The 16,951-nt window shown below is 41.1% G+C and carries 13 protein-coding genes and 2 pseudogenes; 10 read left to right on the top strand and 5 right to left on the bottom strand.

All coding sequences use genetic code 11. The features are described from left to right. Positions 1–24: 24 nt before the first annotated feature. Entirely contained in the window at positions 25–201 is a 177-nt protein-coding gene (locus ACIRUQ_RS10740; RefSeq protein ID WP_021740467.1) for a hypothetical protein, read from the bottom strand. 448 nt (positions 202–649) lie between these two features. On the opposite strand from ACIRUQ_RS10740, the gene ACIRUQ_RS10735 reads away from it, so the two are divergent. Both ACIRUQ_RS10735 and ACIRUQ_RS10730 read left to right on the top strand, forming a co-directional pair. Continuing rightward, complete coding sequence (locus ACIRUQ_RS10735; RefSeq protein ID WP_021740465.1) at positions 650–1,468, top strand: hypothetical protein; 819 nt, start codon at positions 650–652, stop codon at positions 1,466–1,468. Between the two features lie 178 nt (positions 1,469–1,646). Then, positions 1,647–6,332: a hypothetical protein gene (locus ACIRUQ_RS10730; protein WP_055290321.1), complete on the top strand. Its 4,686-nt coding sequence runs from the start codon at positions 1,647–1,649 to the stop codon at positions 6,330–6,332. A gap of 217 nt (positions 6,333–6,549) precedes the next feature. Here the strand turns inward: ACIRUQ_RS10730 and ACIRUQ_RS10725 are convergent, their stop codons facing one another. Both ACIRUQ_RS10725 and ACIRUQ_RS10720 read right to left on the bottom strand, forming a co-directional pair. Then, on the bottom strand, positions 6,550–7,614 hold the full coding sequence (locus ACIRUQ_RS10725) for a P1 family peptidase (protein WP_044964725.1): 1,065 nt from the start codon (positions 7,612–7,614) through the stop codon (positions 6,550–6,552). Positions 7,615–7,840: 226 nt separating this feature from the next. Continuing rightward, complete coding sequence (locus tag ACIRUQ_RS10720) at positions 7,841–8,560, bottom strand: 4Fe-4S binding protein (RefSeq protein WP_055290322.1); 720 nt, start codon at positions 8,558–8,560, stop codon at positions 7,841–7,843. Between the two features lie 252 nt (positions 8,561–8,812). Between ACIRUQ_RS10720 and ACIRUQ_RS10715 the strand changes: the two genes are divergently transcribed. The 5 genes from ACIRUQ_RS10715 to ACIRUQ_RS10695 all read left to right on the top strand — a co-directional run bounded on the left by ACIRUQ_RS10715 (position 8,813) and on the right by ACIRUQ_RS10695 (position 12,772). Further along, complete coding sequence (locus ACIRUQ_RS10715) at positions 8,813–9,355, top strand: Crp/Fnr family transcriptional regulator (RefSeq protein ID WP_404856488.1); 543 nt, start codon at positions 8,813–8,815, stop codon at positions 9,353–9,355. Between the two features lie 71 nt (positions 9,356–9,426). Beyond that, positions 9,427–9,912: an HD domain-containing protein gene (locus tag ACIRUQ_RS10710; protein WP_021740459.1), complete on the top strand. Its 486-nt coding sequence runs from the start codon at positions 9,427–9,429 to the stop codon at positions 9,910–9,912. A gap of 218 nt (positions 9,913–10,130) precedes the next feature. Beyond that, positions 10,131–10,913 (top strand): ZIP family metal transporter, encoded by a 783-nt coding sequence (locus tag ACIRUQ_RS10705; RefSeq protein ID WP_044964764.1) that lies wholly within the window; start codon positions 10,131–10,133, stop codon positions 10,911–10,913. A gap of 222 nt (positions 10,914–11,135) precedes the next feature. Further along, a complete protein-coding gene (locus ACIRUQ_RS10700; protein WP_404856553.1) occupies positions 11,136–12,359 on the top strand; it encodes an IS256 family transposase in 1,224 nt (407 codons plus the stop codon). Between the two features lie 152 nt (positions 12,360–12,511). Further along, the gene (locus tag ACIRUQ_RS10695; protein ID WP_082432937.1) at positions 12,512–12,772 is read left to right on the top strand and encodes a helix-turn-helix domain-containing protein; all 261 of its coding nucleotides are present in this window, start codon (positions 12,512–12,514) and stop codon (positions 12,770–12,772) included. Here ACIRUQ_RS10695 and ACIRUQ_RS10690 read toward each other — a convergent pair. Both ACIRUQ_RS10690 and ACIRUQ_RS10685 read right to left on the bottom strand, forming a co-directional pair. Continuing rightward, on the bottom strand, positions 12,745–14,082 hold the full coding sequence (locus tag ACIRUQ_RS10690) for an MATE family efflux transporter (protein ID WP_021738959.1): 1,338 nt from the start codon (positions 14,080–14,082) through the stop codon (positions 12,745–12,747). The two genes, ACIRUQ_RS10695 and ACIRUQ_RS10690, sit on opposite strands and share 28 nt — an antisense overlap. A gap of 73 nt (positions 14,083–14,155) precedes the next feature. Beyond that, positions 14,156–14,377, bottom strand: a pseudogene (locus tag ACIRUQ_RS10685) (tRNA (N6-isopentenyl adenosine(37)-C2)-methylthiotransferase MiaB); the annotation flags it as partial. 258 nt (positions 14,378–14,635) lie between these two features. Between ACIRUQ_RS10685 and ACIRUQ_RS10680 the strand changes: the two are divergent. The 3 genes and pseudogenes from ACIRUQ_RS10680 to ACIRUQ_RS10670 all read left to right on the top strand — a co-directional run. Then, positions 14,636–14,902, top strand: a pseudogene (locus ACIRUQ_RS10680) (DNA polymerase IV); the annotation flags it as partial. 73 nt (positions 14,903–14,975) lie between these two features. Continuing rightward, positions 14,976–15,215, top strand: coding sequence for a recombinase family protein (locus tag ACIRUQ_RS10675; protein ID WP_021738962.1), 240 nt, complete (start codon positions 14,976–14,978; stop codon positions 15,213–15,215). Between the two features lie 217 nt (positions 15,216–15,432). After that, positions 15,433–16,710 carry an ATP-binding protein gene (locus ACIRUQ_RS10670; protein ID WP_021738963.1) on the top strand — a complete coding sequence of 426 codons (1,278 nt, stop codon included), beginning with the start codon at positions 15,433–15,435 and terminating at the stop codon, positions 16,708–16,710. The last annotated feature ends 241 nt before the right edge of the window (positions 16,711–16,951 follow it).

The raw sequence follows: 16,951 nt of genomic DNA, 5'->3' as shown, positions 1-16,951 counted from the left end.
GTCTACGCTCCGCTTCGGTCGGCGCTAAACAGAGGTCTCCCAGACCTCTAGCGCCCCGGCACGCTCACTTAAAGCCAGTAAACTCAAGGGTTTGCTGGTTTTTTCTTTTCTGAAAAACGTGTTTTTACACAAAACTTTCCACATTTTCCCACAAGGAATATCAAATGTGAAACGACTGAATTTTTTGGAAAATTTTTCCATATATTTTCACAATTTCCTATATTCTTCGCCGAGTACATAAAGAATACAAAGCGATTTGTTATGAAAGAGAAAGAAAAGATAGGAAGGGGGCGTGTATTATGTAAAAAAAGCAAGTGGGGATAACTCAATTTGGATTAGTCTCAATGTTAGATTACTACGCCGAAAGGAGTGTTACTTGTTAAGTTGATTGAACCGCGTGAACCGAACGGTACGCACGATGGTGTGAGAGGTCGGGGATTTATTAAATCCCCTCCTATTCGATTTTTTCTTTTTCTCAGCGCAGATATCAAAAAAAATGGTACTTTTTTCTAAAAAAGTTGCCTTTAGGGAAGGAGAGAAGTGTGAGAAAATGGCATCAGGTGAAGTGGAATTGGAATGACATTTTCGGAAGAAACGGTTAGGGCAGAAGGATCTGAAAACAGAATGCGAATAAAGGAGGAACAGGGAAATGAGTAAATTTAAATATGTACTCAGTATAGTGGTACTGAGCATGGTATTGAGTGTGACAGGATGCGGTGCTTCAAACGGAAATCAGCATGCAGACAGTTCTGTAGCAGCGGAGGAATCTTCTCCTGCAGAGACTACACAGAAAGCAGATAATAGTCAAACTGATGCACCTGCGGATCAGGAAGAGGAGAAAGAACCTTCTCACGATCTGACCGGAGCAGATGCAGAAGGTTATATACATGATGCTTCTTATGAGACGAGAGCAAATGCGGCGGCCGGCAGCTTGGAGCAGCCTTACGGGCGATACCGACTGAAGGATGCGGATGGTGTTTTTTATTATTTTGACGGTGAGGGTACCTGTTATTACGTGCAGAAGGGAACCTATTCTTTTTCCCATGATGCCAGCACGGATGGTACGGATGAGGATATGATATCCATGCAATTTGATGTGCAGGAGAATCCTACGAATTACATTATTGATGAAGAAGATGGTCAGCTGATGATCCGGACCACCTATTCCGGAAAAGAGGCAGAGACGCAGGTGGCAATGAATCTAATGGATGGAACAGATGGGATTGCTGCAATGGAACCGTTTGAGGGGATTTATACAGTGTATGGTTCTGATGTATACCGTTATGAGTTTCATGCAGATGGAAGTTTTTATCTGATTCTGGAAGAAAATTATAGCCTGGATGGAAACAAAGTGACTTTAAATGCCTTTGAACGTGAATTCAGCTATGAATATGCAGAAAATGGCGGAAATCTGGAATTGTCCGGAGATGGCACGACAATCGCGACACTGATTCCGATGGATTTGTAAATGGAAGAACGGGTAGACAAACTATTTAGAAAAGAAACAAAAGGATAAAACATGTGTTTAAAATGTGAAAAAACACAAAAAATGGTACTTTTATCCCAAAAAGTTTCATTGTCTACTCGTTCTATAACATGTATGATGAATGCACCAGTTAATCACTAGAGAAGTGGAGGAGGAAAATATGAAAAGCAGAAGTATGAAAAAATTCATGCGAAAAGCAGTATCCGCAGTCAGCGCGGTAGCAATGGCGATTATGCTGGCAGCTCCGGCAGTGTCAACGCAGGCATTTGCCGCAGATGGAAAAGCTGCAAACAGTGTAACTTACATTGGTAAGAATACCATCAAAACTTATGATGGAAAGTCATTAACTTATGATAGCAGTGTAACGTTCACAACCAAAAACAGTGATGGAAGTTACTCCGAACTTTCACTTGCTGATGCAAAAACTGCTGTAAAGGACGGACAGGAAGTAAAAGTTTACACCAAAGCTCATGCAGAAGGCTATGGTTCTGTATGGTCAGAGAGTTATGATTACACAAACTACCGTACCGGTGTTCAGATCGGTGAGGACAGTGACGTGGCAATCGGAACCGAAGGCGTTGGTGGTAAATTAACAGGAACATTGCTGGAGGATTTCAACCTTGTTTCCACATCGAAAAACTTTAACCCGATCGTAGTCAACAAATCTGACGCAACCATCAAAGGAGCAACCATTGTTGCAGGTAATGCAGATGGCAAGGATAATTCTGAGGGAAGAAATGACATTAATGACTTCGTAGGTTATGGTACAGCCGTTAATATTTACGGTGATTCTGTAACAACAGGCGGTGGTGCTGATGCAAACGGCCAGATGGGTGGAACGACAGAGACAAATGCTACATATAAAACAATCATTGATATGACAGAGGGCGGCTCCATTACAACTTATGGTGTAGCGAGACCGGCAGTAGCGGTAGACAATGGTGGTGACGTTATCATCAAAGGTGATGGAAACGACAAGACACAGGAAATCTCCGTAAACGGCGGTACTCTTTACGATGGATTTAAAAATACAGCAGATACTGTAAAAATGGTATCACCGCCATGGGTACTTGGAGTTGTAGGAAACTCCCGTGCAACCAACATGCTTGGCAAAGGATCTACGATGGTAGTTCAGGATGCAGACGTATATGCTAAGAGCTGGGGTGCATTATCCACAGATTCCGGAAGCAATCCGTTCCTGTATGCCATCAACAGTAACATCAGCATGGATACTACATCGGATGATGCAAGTGGTTATGGTACATATGCAATTGGTAACGCACAGGAATATTTCCTTGGATCTACGTTCAATGTACCGACTTACCTGACGATTGCAGCAAACGGTGATAACAACAACATCACACTGGGTGCTACAAAGAAAGGTCAGAAAATCACAACACAGAAAGCAGTATGGAAAGACAATGTACAGTCTATCATTGACTATGGTACAGTTACCGCATCTGAGACAAGAGAAACCGTTGTAAACTCCGAGAACTTTGGTGTAGATATCTGGGGTCAGGCCACTGTTAATGTAAATGATGCAACAGAGTTCCATACAACATCGGCAGCGTTTCTGATCAAGAGTGCATCTTCTGTTGTAAATATCAGCAAAGATGCAACCATTGATGCTTCTATTGATGCAAATGCAAAAGCAGAGAGCAAATTAAACGGAACATCTTATGGTGTTGTATACCAGATCATTGATAACGAAGATTCAGCAGCAGCCGGAATCTCCTTCCCGGAAGGCTATGCAGGACCTGTGTTCAGTGACGCTGAGTATTCTGAGGCAGAAGGCTGGTTAGAAGCAAGTACAGCATCCGGTGATCAGGGTGGACAGCAGCCGGGCGGAGCACCAGGCGGAGACATGGGTGAAGCACCGGACGGACAGCCAGGCGGAGCACCGGACGGACAGCCAGGCGGAGCACCGGATGGAGCACCGGGTGGAGCGGCTCAGAAAACTACATCTGTATTAAATATCTCTGACGATGATCTGAAAGGTAACATCTACAATGGATCTGGTTACTATGGGGATGGTCAGGAACTGACAGTCAACATTAAAAATGGTGCATCTATAACAGGTGCGATCAGTGCAACAACCATCAAACATACAACAGATGGTGGTAAGACGCAGAATACATCGATCAAAGAAGCTGATTATGATCAGATTGGTCATGTAATGAATAAACCTTCCTACAACGGTTCTAACGATGTAATCGTAAATGTAGAAAAAGGTGGTACATGGGTAGCTGATGGTACCTCTATCATCACAAAACTGACCATTGCAGATGGTGCAAGTGTTGCATATGGTACAGCTGTCGACGCAGATGGACAGGCAATTCAGCTGAAAGCAGGAAATACTTATGAGAATATCACAGTAACTGCAGCAACAAGCGGAACAACTGTAAAGAGTATCAGCAACAGCAATCTGATTACAACAGCAGACGGAAGCAAGATCGCATATGACAGCAACATCACTTTCACAATGAAAGACGGCAACGGATATAAAGAACTTTCACTTTCCGACGCAAAGACAGCTGTTAAAGCGAAAAAAGCAGTAAAAGTTTACACATTATCCCATAAAGAAGGCTACGGTTCTGTATGGAACAGCAACTATACCTACACAGATTATCGTACAGGTATCCAGATCGGTGAGAACAGCGGTGCTGCAATCGGAACAGCGGGTGTTGGTGGTAAATTAACAGGAAACACATTATCTGATCTGGTATTAACATCCACATCAAAGAACTTCAACCCGGTTGTTGTAAACAAAGCAGACGCAACACTGGATAATCCGGTGATCGTAGTTGGTAATGCAAACGGCAAAAATAACTCTGACGGTAGTGCAGATGTCAACGACTTCGTTGGATACGGTACTGCAGTTAATATTTACGGTGATTCTGTAACAACTGGCGGTGGTGCTGATGCAAACGGCCAGATGGGTGGAACAACCAATACAAATGCAACTTATAAGACAGATATTGATCTTTCCAATGGAGGATCCATCACAACTTATGGTGTAGCAAGACCGGCTGTAGCAGTAGATAACGGTGGTGATGTTCTCATCAAGGGTGATGGCAATTCCAAAACACAGGAAATCTCTGTAAACGGTGGTACACTGTACGATGGATTTAAGAATACAGCGGATACAGTTAAGATGGTATCTCCGCCATGGGTACTTGGTGTTGTAGGAAACTCCCGTGCAACCAATATGCTTGGTAAAGGATCTACTATGATCGTTCAGGATTCTGATGTATATGCTAAGAGCTGGGGCACATTATCCACAGACTCCGGAAGCAATCCATATCTGTATGCAATTAACAGTAACATCACTATGGATACTACATCCAAGGATGCAAGTGGATACGGTACATATGCAATCGGTAACGCCCAGGAATATTTCCTTGGATCAACCTTTGACGTACCTACTTACCTGACCATCGCAGCAAACGGCGATAACAATACTATCACAATGGGTGCTACAACAAAAGGGCAGGAGATCACAACACAGAAAGCTGTATGGAAAGACAATACACAGTCCATCATCGATTACAATAAAGTAACAGCATCTGAGACAAGAGAAACCGTTATCAATTCCGAAAACTTCGGTGTAGATATCTGGGGGCAGGCTACTGTTAATGTAAACGATGCTACAACAATGAATACAAAATCAGCAGCATTCCTGATTAAGAGCGCAGACTCTACGGTAAATCTTGGTGCAGACGTTACTGTAAATGCAGCAACAGATGTAAATGCTCAGGCAGAGAAAGAACTCAACGGAACAGAGAACGGTGTTGTTTACCAGATCATCGATAACGAAGATGCAGCAGCAAAAGGTATTTCCTTCCCGGAAGGATATGCAGGTCCTGTATTCAGCGATGCTGAGTATTCTGAGGCAGAAGGCTGGATGAGTGAGGCAAACAAATCTGAGAGAACAAATACTTCTGTATTAAACATCGCAGATAAAGATCTGCAGGGTAATATTTACAACGGATCCGGTTACTACGGAGCAGCGAACAAGCTGACGGTTAACATCGAGGATGGCGCTTCCGTAACAGGTGCAATCAGTGCTACAACCATCAAACATACAACGGATGGCGGCAAGACACAGAACACATCGATCAAAGAAGCTGATTACAACCAGATCGGTCATGTAATGAACACACCTTACTACAACGGCGGCAACGATGTAGTTGTAAACGTAGAAAAAGGTGGTACATGGGTAGCTGATGGTACCTCTATCATCACAAAACTGACCATTGCAGACGGCGCAACTGTAACATACGGTTCCGCAAAAGATGCAAACGGCAAAGCAATCAAACTGGAAGCCGGCAAAACATACGAGAACATTACAGTATCTGATCAGCCGGATGAGACTCCTGCATACACAGGACTTGCTCAGGCAGAAGATGGTACATGGTACTACTACCTTGAGGGTGAAATTGCTTACGGTATCTCCGGACTTGCTCAGAATGAGTACGGCTGGTGGTATGTAGAAAACGGTAAAGTTGATTTCACACACAACGGACTTGTACAGAACCAGTATGGCTGGTGGTATGTACAGAACGGTCAGATCAACTTCGGTTACACAGGACTCGTAGCAAATGAGTATGGCTGGTGGTATGTACAGAACGGTCAGATCAACTTCAACTACACAGGACTTGCTCAGAACGAGTACGGTTGGTGGTATGTAGAAGGTGGTAAGATTAACTTCAACTACAACAGTCTTGCTGCAAATGAGTATGGCTGGTGGAAGATTGACGGAGGAAAAGTAAACTTTGACTTTACAGGTGCTGTTGAGTACAACTCAGCTTACTATACCGTAGTAAATGGTAAGGTTGTTTTCTAAGTAAATCAGCAAAAGCTTTACCCCATAAATAATGAAAGAACCGCTCAACGATCAGAAATGATCGCTGGGCGGTTTTTGCAATACACAAAAGCCTGACATTTTGCCCCAAAATAGCTTCAAGGGCATTAGGATATGCGGACAAAAAGGTAGAATCGGTTTCTGTGAGGGGGGAGAATAATTAGTTCAATTTATTCTGAAGATTTTGTATATTTGAGGTTTAGGCGTTCCTGTCGTTAAGGTATTCTGCAAGGCTGTAATACAGCTCTCCATCTCTTCCACGTGTTGGTTTTGCAGCCGTCATGGAATTTAAAATCGCTTCCTGTTCGGCTTCTGCTGCAGCGAGAAAAGCCCGGTTGATCACATGCTCCGGAATTGCTGATAGTTGAAGGAGTTCCTCCTCGCAACCGGACGGGATCCGGTTTGCTGTTGTAAAGCCGATCATGACTTCTCCGCTTCCATGTCCTGTATAACCGCCGGTTCGTGCAATGCCAACCCCTGTTCTTTTCAGAATCCGTTTGAGCTGACGGCTTGTCAATGGGAGATCGGTAGCCAGAATGCTCATGATGGAACCCTTGTCTTCTTCAGATGCAGCCATATCATCCTTTTCCTGCTTCCATTCCAGAATTTTTGGCCCGACAGCTTCTCCATTCAGTATAAAATCTTCGGTTGCACCAAAGTTTGACTGAACCAGAACGCCGATGGTGTATTCCTTTTCACCGATACAGATCACACGTGATGCAGATCCGATTCCACCCTTCATGCCATAGCAGATGGTACCGGCACCGGCACCTACATCCCCTTCTTCAAACTCCTCGGAAGCAGCTGCAAAAGCCTGTCGAACTTCTTTTTCACCAACTGCACGTTTCTGGATCTGGTTGATCCGGCAATCATTGCACTCACCAACGACAGGATTGATGCTCATAGGTTCCAGCCCATCGCTCTGGCACTGTTCGATCACGATATCGACAAGTGCATCCCAAACCTTTCCAACATTTAATGTATTTGTAAGGGCAATCGGTGTTTCAAGGGTTCCAAGCTCTTCTACCTGTACCAGACCGGCACTTTTCCCAAATCCATTGTGGACATAGGCCGCAGCCGTATAGTGATTTGCAAATGCATTGCCCGGTCCAGGGACGATCACGGTCACACCGGTATGATTTCCTTCCGTGTTCACAGTACAGTGTCCTACCAGTACACCAGGTACATCCGTAATCGCATTTCTTTTTCCTGTTTTCACTCTTCCGGGTACAATTCCAAAGTCGCGAATCCGTTTTTTTCTCACGTTGTTTTCCTCCTTGAATTTTGGCACCTATTTCTAATGATTGTATTGTTACTGTTCACACGCGCCATTCGCAAAACGTCCTTTCAGGACTTCTCCGTAGCTACGCTACTACTTTTGCTCATAAAAAGGCGCTCCCTTCATCATTATGTATTCAAATATTTCCTCATGCAAGCATGATCAATATTTGAATACATATGATGAGTGAACTGTAACATTATATTCTACGTCAGTCCATGATTTTTCCATCAATACTTATTGTTACAACCTGCCATGGTATGAATTTTCCACTGTTTTGCAGCGCTTTTTTTGCAGCCATCTCCAGTCCGCCACAGCAAGGAACTTCCATTCTTACAATTGTCACACTTTGAATGTTATTATTTTGAATAATCTCGGTCAGTTTCTCACTATAATCCACCTGATCTAATTTTGGACAACCAATTAAAGTTACTTTATTTCGAATAAAATCCTGATGAAAGCTGGCATAAGCGTAAGCAGTACAATCGGCTGCGATTAATAGCTTTGCGCCGTTAAAATATGGTGCATGAACAGGAGCCAGTTTAATCTGTACCGGCCAGTTCTGAAGCTTTGATACGGAATCTGCGGTTGAAGATGGTTTTACAGGATCAGGTGTTTCTCTTCGCTGAATCTGCATGATTTTAGATCCCGGACAGCCGGCGTGAGAGGAGATTGCCTGTTTTTTGGCAAATATTTTTTTCAGTGCTTCTTTCACGGCTTCTTCATCATATTCAGGGGCTTCTCTTTCTTCAAAAGAAATGGCACCTGTGGGACATTCCGGGAGGCAATCACCCAGTCCGTCACAGAAATGTTCTCTCACCAATTCTGCTTTCCCGTCAATGATATCAATAGCACCTTCGTGGCAGGCATCTGCGCAGGCACCGCAGCCGTTACATTTTTCTTTATCAATTCTGATAATCTTTCTTATCATTTTTTTCCTCCATCAATAGCATTTAACTTTTGTTTCTGTTAGAATTATAGTATGATAAATACAACTTGTATGTTTGATTTCCAACAGGGAGGAACGATTTTGGAAAAATATTTACCTATTCTAAGAAACAGTCCATTTTTTAAAGGTCTTACTGATAACGAGATATTATCTATATTGCATTGTGTAAATGCAACAGTAATTTTAAAAAAACGAGATTCATATATTTTCAGAGCAGGAGATTCTACCGAGGTAATGGGACTTGTGGTGTCAGGCTGTGTCCTTGTTATGCAGGAAGATCTCTGGGGACATCGGAATATTTTGGCAAAATGTCACGCCGGTGATTTTTTTGGAGAACCATATGCAGCAAGCCCGGGAGCGGTTTTAAATATCAGTGTGGTGGCAAATGAGGATTGTGAGATTATTTTGTTTAATATCCAGAGACTTCTGGTTACTTGTCCAACTGCATGTGAGCATCATCAGAAGTTAATTCGTAATCTGGTCAGTGTCCTGGCAAATAAAATATTGATCCTGAACGATAAAATCACGCATGTTGGGAAGCGAACAACAAGAGATAAATTATTATCATATCTGTCAGCAGAATCTATCAAACATTCGTCGTTATCTTTTGATATTCCTTTTGACCGGCAGCAGCTGGCAGATTACCTTTGTATTGATCGTGCAGCAATGTCTACGGAGATATCAAAGTTACAAAAAGAGGGCTTTATAAAAACAAATCGAAATCATTTTGAATTAACTGTTTCTAATGATGCGGATTTGATGCGAATCCAAAAATAGGAATGTGATATATATTGCGGAAAAGACAAAATTAATTAGAAGGCTATTATATGTGCAGGAGGAAACTTTAAATGATAAATAAAATACATTTGGCAATGATTCAATTATATAAAGGGGACGCAAAGAGAATTCAACATTTTTGTAAGGTGCATAGCTATGCAAAATTGATAGCGGAAACGGAAAAGGTAGATAAGAAATGTTTGTTTACCATTGAAGCGGCAGCTTTGACACACGATATTGGAATTCATTTCTGTGAAGAAAAATATGGAAATTGTAATGGAAAATTACAGGAACAAGAAGGTCCTGCAATAGCAGAAAGGCTGCTTGAAACATTGGGGGTTGAGCAAGATATTTCTGATCGTGTTCAGTATTTGATCGCACATCATCATACATATAATAATATTAATGAAATTGATTATCAGATATTGGTAGAGGCTGATTTTCTGGTAAACATTATGGAGGATGGCTTATCGAAAGAAGCAGCTTTAAAAGCTTATCATAGTATTTTTAAAACAGCATGTGGAAAAACAATTTGCAGGGAGATGTTTAATATTTGACATAACAATAGCCTTAGAAAAGAAATGATGTTTAATAATCTGGTTTTGGAAGAAATCGTATATAGATAATACCTTGCCGTACTTCATTTTCGATGGAGTCCGGCGATCTGTATCCAGAAGGTGTATTTCCTTTGACAGCAAAAACACAGCAATCAAGCTTAAATACCATTAATATTTTTGCCAATAAATTTTTCGAGTATATATGGAAGGAAAATAAAATGCTAATAAATGTTTTTGAAGGTATACTGATTCCATTTGTTGGAACAACGCTAGGTGCGACATGCGTGTTTTGTATGAAAAAAACACTTAGCAAGTCAGTGCAACGTGCACTTGCAGGGTTTGCTGCAGGTATAATGGTTGCTGCTTCAATCTGGAGTCTTCTGATTCCGGCAATTAAACAATCTGAGAATATGAAAACTTTATCATTTATTCCGGCAGTTGTTGGCTTCTGGATTGGTATATTGTTTTTACTTGCACTTGATCATTTGATACCGCATCTTCATGTTGGATGTGATCAGGCAGAGGGACCGAAAAGCAAATTTGGTCGTACTACGATGATGGTGTTGGCAGTTACATTACATAACATCCCTGAAGGCATGGCGGTTGGTGTAATGTATGCAGGTTTTCTTTCTGAAAATGCACAGATTACAGCAACAAGTGCACTTGCTTTATCACTTGGAATTGCTATCCAGAATTTTCCAGAAGGAGCGATTATATCCATGCCGCTTAGGGCAGAGGGTGAAAGTAAGAGAAAGGCATTTCTGGGAGGTGTACTCTCAGGAGTGGTTGAACCGATTGGAGCAGTATTGACGATTCTTGCTGCACAGCTGGTAATTCCGGCATTACCATATTTACTGAGTTTTGCAGCAGGAGCCATGTTATATGTCGTGGTTGAAGAACTAATTCCGGAAATGTCTCAAGGACAGAACTCGAATATCGGTACGCTTTTCTTTTCACTTGGATTTAGTTTGATGATGATCCTGGATGTGGCACTGGGGTAAGAGGAGCTTCTTGTATAATTCAAATATAAGGAATTCCGAGAAAGAAGGTTGAGAAAAAAATACCTCAGAGTAAAATAAGATTACTGACTTTGGACGGTTAGTAAAAAATCTTGAGACTGTAATTAATTCTGTGTAAACTCTAAAAGAGCTATATATCCTCTTGGATTGATGTTAAAATAAATATCAATTCAGGAGGATTTTTTTATGGCACGAAGAAGAAAAATGGATCCAGAACGCAAAGCGTTCATCAACAGCTTGTTGGAACACTATCAACCAAAGGATGCTCAGGATATCCAGGACATGCTGAAAGACCTGTTAGGCGAAACGCTGCAAGGTATGTTAGAAGCTGAAATGGATGATCACCTTGGATATTCCAAGTATGACTACAAGAACAAAGAGACAGACGATAGCCGTAATGGTTATAGTCCTAAAACTGTCACCTCTTCAATGGGAACGATCGATCTGGATATACCACGAGATCGAAAGGGAGAGTTTGAACCGCAGATTGTGAAAAAGAATCAGACAGATATCTCAAACATTGAAGATCAGGTACTTTCTATGTATGCAAAAGGAATGACGACAAGAGATATCTCCGCTCATCTCAAAGATGTTTATGGTGTGGATGCATCCGCAGAAATGATATCACATATGACAGATCGGATCCTTCCTATCGCAAAAGAATGGCAAAACCGGCCGCTGGAAAGAAAATATGCCATTGTTTTTATGGATGCGGTACATTTCCATGTTCGGGAGGACAATCGAACGGTAAAAAAGGCAGTTTACGTTGCTATAGGTGTTAAACTGAACGGAAAACGTGAGGTCCTCGGCATGTGGGTAGGAGGAAATGAAAGTGCAAAATACTGGTTGTCCGTCCTCAACGAGATAAAAAACCGAGGTGTAGAGGATATCATGATCGTATCTGTGGATGGATTGACCGGATTCGGGGATGCGATTCATGCAGTATTCCCACAGGCGGAGATCCAAAGGTGTATTGTGCATCAGATTCGTTATTCTACAAAATTTATCTCTTACAAAGATTTAAAACCATTTATGGCGGATTTAAAGCTGGTTTACAAAGCTGATACAGAAGATCTTGCACTCACAGCCTTGGAAGATCTGGAAGAAAAATGGGGCAAAAAATACCCTGCTTCCATTGGATCCTGGAGAAATAACTGGACACAATTATCCACATATTTTAAATATCCATCTGAGATACGTAAATTAATATACACTACAAATTCCATCGAAAATTTTAACCGCCAGCTACGCAAGGTTACGAAATCCAAGACTATTTTTCCGACCGATGATGCACTTTTCAAGATGCTCTATCTGGCAATGATGGATGCCACAAAAAAATGGACCGGAAAGGCTTGGGACTGGGGTCTGACACTGGATCAGTTATGCATCTATTTTGGGGATCGGATCCAGCCAGAGGATATCGATTAAGCACAGATTCAATCGCATATCAAGGGTAAATAAACGCCCGATTTTCTCGGGCGCCCTTGACATGCAATAGAATCCATGCTACTAAATAAACAACAGGCTGAACAGCAAAGTATGCCATTCAGCCCATTACATTATATTTTTGTATTCTATAAATCTATGATTTTATCATCAATCTGAGAGGTTTACACAGAATAATTTACACTACCAAAATCTTATTAAACAGTGAGGTACTTGAATATCTGAATCAGGTACGTATCCGATCAGCATGCGACCTTCTGTGCAATACGGATCGCAGTATCTCCGACATTGCTTTCGATACCGGATTTCATAACCTTTCAAATTTCAATCGACAGTTTCGCACCAAGGTAGGATGTTCTCCTCAGACTTACCGAAAAGAATCCGTTCTTTCCTGATAGATCCAGTAAGTGATCATCAACATGATCCAGGCGCCGATCCAGGCAGATACTTCTGCCAGAGCAACACCACGAAAAGCCAGATATGGAGTCAGCAGCTTTACCATGACCACTCGAAGAGACACTTCCAGGACTCCTGAAAGCATCGGAACAAACGTATGTCCCATGCCCTGACACCCGTTGCGGAACACAAACAGCCATCCCAGAGGAAACAGACAGATGCCTGTAACCGCCAGAAAATCTCTTGTGTAAGAAATAATCGACGTATCATTCAACATGAAAGAAGTCAGAAACTCAGGAATACACAGCAACATCAAAGCCAGTGGAATATTTATCAGGATCGTCAGGATAACTCCTTCCCGGATACCGGTACGTATCCGCTCCTTTTTTCCGGCACCATAATTCTGTCCCACAAAAGTAAGAAGTGCCAGGCCCACTGTATTTGCCGGCTGTTCAAAAAGACTGAGGATCTTGGTGCATGCCGCATAGGCAGCCACATAGCTTGTTCCCATATTGTTGACAAATGTCTGCAATACCATTCCACCCACTGCAGTGACAGAATTCATAACGGCAACAGGCAGACCTTTCAATGTCAGTCTTTTGATGATTACACTCTGTGGTTTCCAGTCCGTTTTTTTCGGGATCAGATTTTTTTCCCTTCCTATGTAGTAACAGCAGTAAAGCGCAGACAGAACCTGTGCCAGAACAGTGGCTAACGCTGCGCCAAAAACACCCATATGCAGCGGAAAAACGAATAACAGATCCATCAGAACATTAGCAATGGCGGAAATTATCATTGCAACCAGAGGCACCCGGCTGTTTCCGACGGAACGCAGAAGTGTCATGGCAAAATTATTAAAAATTGTAATGGTGGTTCCCGCAAGAATTGTTCCGAAATATTGCAGTGTTTCCGTCATCAGATCTTCCGGTGTATGGAGAAATGTAAATAATTGCCGCATGAAGGCCAGACTTACCACTGTGATCACAATCCCAATAGCCAGACAGATCCAGACAGACATTGCCAGCTCCTTACGAAGTTTTTCATAATTGCCACTTCCAAAAGACTGAGAAATACAGATTCCCAATCCTCCTGTCAGCCCAATTGCGAAACCAATGATCAGAAAATGTACGGAACTGGTATTTCCGACTGCTGCAAGTGCCGTATCGCCAATTCCTTTTCCCACCACCATAGAGTCTGCAAAGCTGTATAACTGCTGAAACAGATTTCCTGCCAGGATCGGCAGAAAAAACTGTACCAGTAAACGCATGCAGTTTCCCTGCGTCATATCATTTGTCGTGTTCTTACCCATTATGTTACCTCCTGATGTCTAAACGGTACTCTCCAAATACTGTCTGCTTTTAGCCAGTATTTTACTACTGAAATACTTCCTGTACCCTTTCCTCAAAACGGGAAGAACGTTCTCGTGCAATTTCCTGCACCTGCGCTAAAAGACGGTCAAAACGATCTTTTACAACCTCTTCCGGCACCTGATTCTCTTTTGCCGCTGCAGGTGTTCCGCTTCTTTTGGAATAAATAAAGGTAAATGCGCTGTCATATCCCACTTTTCCGACTACATCCATGGTCTCTAGAAAGTCTTCTCGGGTGCAAGATGACCTACATTGGAGCTTTCTTTTTTTGTTTTCTACTAGTACTTCTCCGAAAGCACGCATATGTTCGCCTCATTTCTTTTTGATTTTTCTATATGCATTATAACCCGAATAAAATCAAAAACCAAGAAAAATCTCCATATCGGAGATAATACGACCAAGATGTCGCTTAACTATCTCCAATGCGGAGATATATACTAAGCATACAGAAATTGATAAGACAATTAACAAAACAGAGAGAAGGTGGTGGAGTTAATGGGAGACAGGACAATTCTTCACAGCGATATGAATTCATTTTATGCAAGTGTGGAAATGCTGCATCATCCGGAATTTGCCGGAATGCCCCTTGCAGTTGGCGGTGATCCGGAAGCCAGGCATGGAATTGTGTTGACAGCAAATTATATTGCAAAGCAAAAAGGTGTAAAGACCGGAATGGCATTATGGCAGGCAAAACAGATTTGTCCGGAAATCATTTTTGTGCCACCACGAATGGACTTGTATTTGAGATTTTCACAGATGGCAAGGCATAGATAACTGAATACAATAAAGAGATGAAAGGCTGGAAGTTGATCCGGAAGCTGCAAAAGTTGTGAAAATGATTTTTCAGATGGCAGTAGAGGGAACAAGTTTTGCAGATATTACAAGGGAATTGAACAGACAGGCGATTGCCACTTGTGATGAGCAGAAATTATCAAGAGGGGATCAGGTGCAGTTCCAGAGGTTTGACACGATCAAAAAGAAACACTGGAGTGCTACGACAGTAGCGGCAATTGTCCGGGATGAGATTTATATTGGAACCAGAATCTGGGGCAAAACACGTTGCAGCAACGTTTAAAGTATGGCGAGAAAGACTTGATTTTGTAGGATTTTCTAGATAGAAACAAATAATTTACACCTTATTTATACCTTTGGAAGATCGAATCGGAATAATTAAAAAAGTTGTCATAATTCAGTTGGTCAAAAAATAATACTACACTCAAAATCAATTAAAAAATCAATCGTAAAAAAATACGATTGATTTTTGGCGCATTTTTGCATATAATATAATCATTATGGTTGGAAAGGGAACGATTACTATGCGTGAAACAAGAATATTAGAATTCAAGGAAACGATTACGAATACTTTTTTGAAAACAGTTAGTGCCTTTTCGAATTACAATGGTGGAACAATTCTTTTTGGGGTTGATGATAATGGAAAAGTGAAAGGATTGCCAGATGTAAAACAGGCCTGTCTGGATATCGAAAATAAAATCAATGACAGTATATTACCTCAACCAAACTATACACTTGAAATACAGAACAATGACCAGACGATAAAACTTACTGTAAAAAGTGGTCTTCAAAAACCGTATTTATATAAATCAAAAGCATACAAACGAAATGATACAGCAACGATAGAGGTAGATACATTGGAATTTTCAAGGCTTGTATTAGATGGAAAAAATATTAGCTTCGAAGAATTACCTTGTAAAGAGCAGGAGCTATCTTTTGAAATTTTACAGTGTAAACTGAAAGAAAATATTTACATTGAAACTTTCAATCAAGATACTTTAAAGACATTGAACCTGTATGACAATATAAATGGTTATAATAATGCAGCGGGACTTTTGGCAGATAAAAATCATTTTTCAGGAATTGATATTGTTAAGTTCGGTGAGAATATCAGTATTATTCAAAAAAGAGTAACGTTTGAACATATATCGGTTTTAGAAATATATGAAAAAGCACTTGCTGTATTTAGAGATTATTACCAATATGAAGTAATACAGGGGGCTGACAGAAAGATGGTAGAGAAAATACCGGAAGCAGCTTTCAGAGAAGCAATTGCAAATGCTTTGATTCATAGGGTATGGGATATTAATTCACACATCAGAGTTTCTATGTTTGATGATAGAATAGAAGTGGTGTCTCCTGGTGGATTGCCGGCTGGAATAACGGCAGAAGAATATTTATCAGGTAAACTATCTATTTTAAGAAATAGAAATCTTGCAAATGTATTTTACAGATTGGGATTAGTAGAGATATTTGGAACAGGAATTACACGAATCAAACAACTATATGCAGAGAGTTTGATAAAACCAGAATTTGAAGTGTCAGAAAATGCTATAAAAATTGTACTACCGATATTTGAAACGAATGTCAATTTAACCGAAGACGAAAAAGTGATTTACAAATTTTTAAGTAAGACGATGCTGAAACCAATAAGTGAAATTGCACCATATGTCCCATTTGGCAAATCAAAAACAACACAATTACTGAAAGCTATGGAGAAAAAGGGTGTGATTGCAGTTGAAGGAAAAGGCAGAGGAACAAAATATATCATTAAGTGATTGAGAACATAGCGGGTTCAAATCACACAATCTTTCAATAACACAAGGAGAAAATCATATGATAAAAATTTTATTTTTATGCCACGGCAGTGTTTAAGGGACGGGGCAAAAGTCTTGATTTTATTGGGGTTCTTGGATGGAAACGTAGAATTTACACCTTATTTACACCTTTGGAAGATCGGATCGGTATAGTTAGAATAGGAAGGCGTGAGATGAATCTTACGTCTTTTTTCTTGGAGTT

The organism is Eubacterium ramulus (assembly GCF_045002895.1).
GTDB lineage: Bacteria > Bacillota > Clostridia > Lachnospirales > Lachnospiraceae > Eubacterium_I > Eubacterium_I ramulus.
This window is presented reverse-complemented; position numbering and strand designations above follow the sequence as displayed.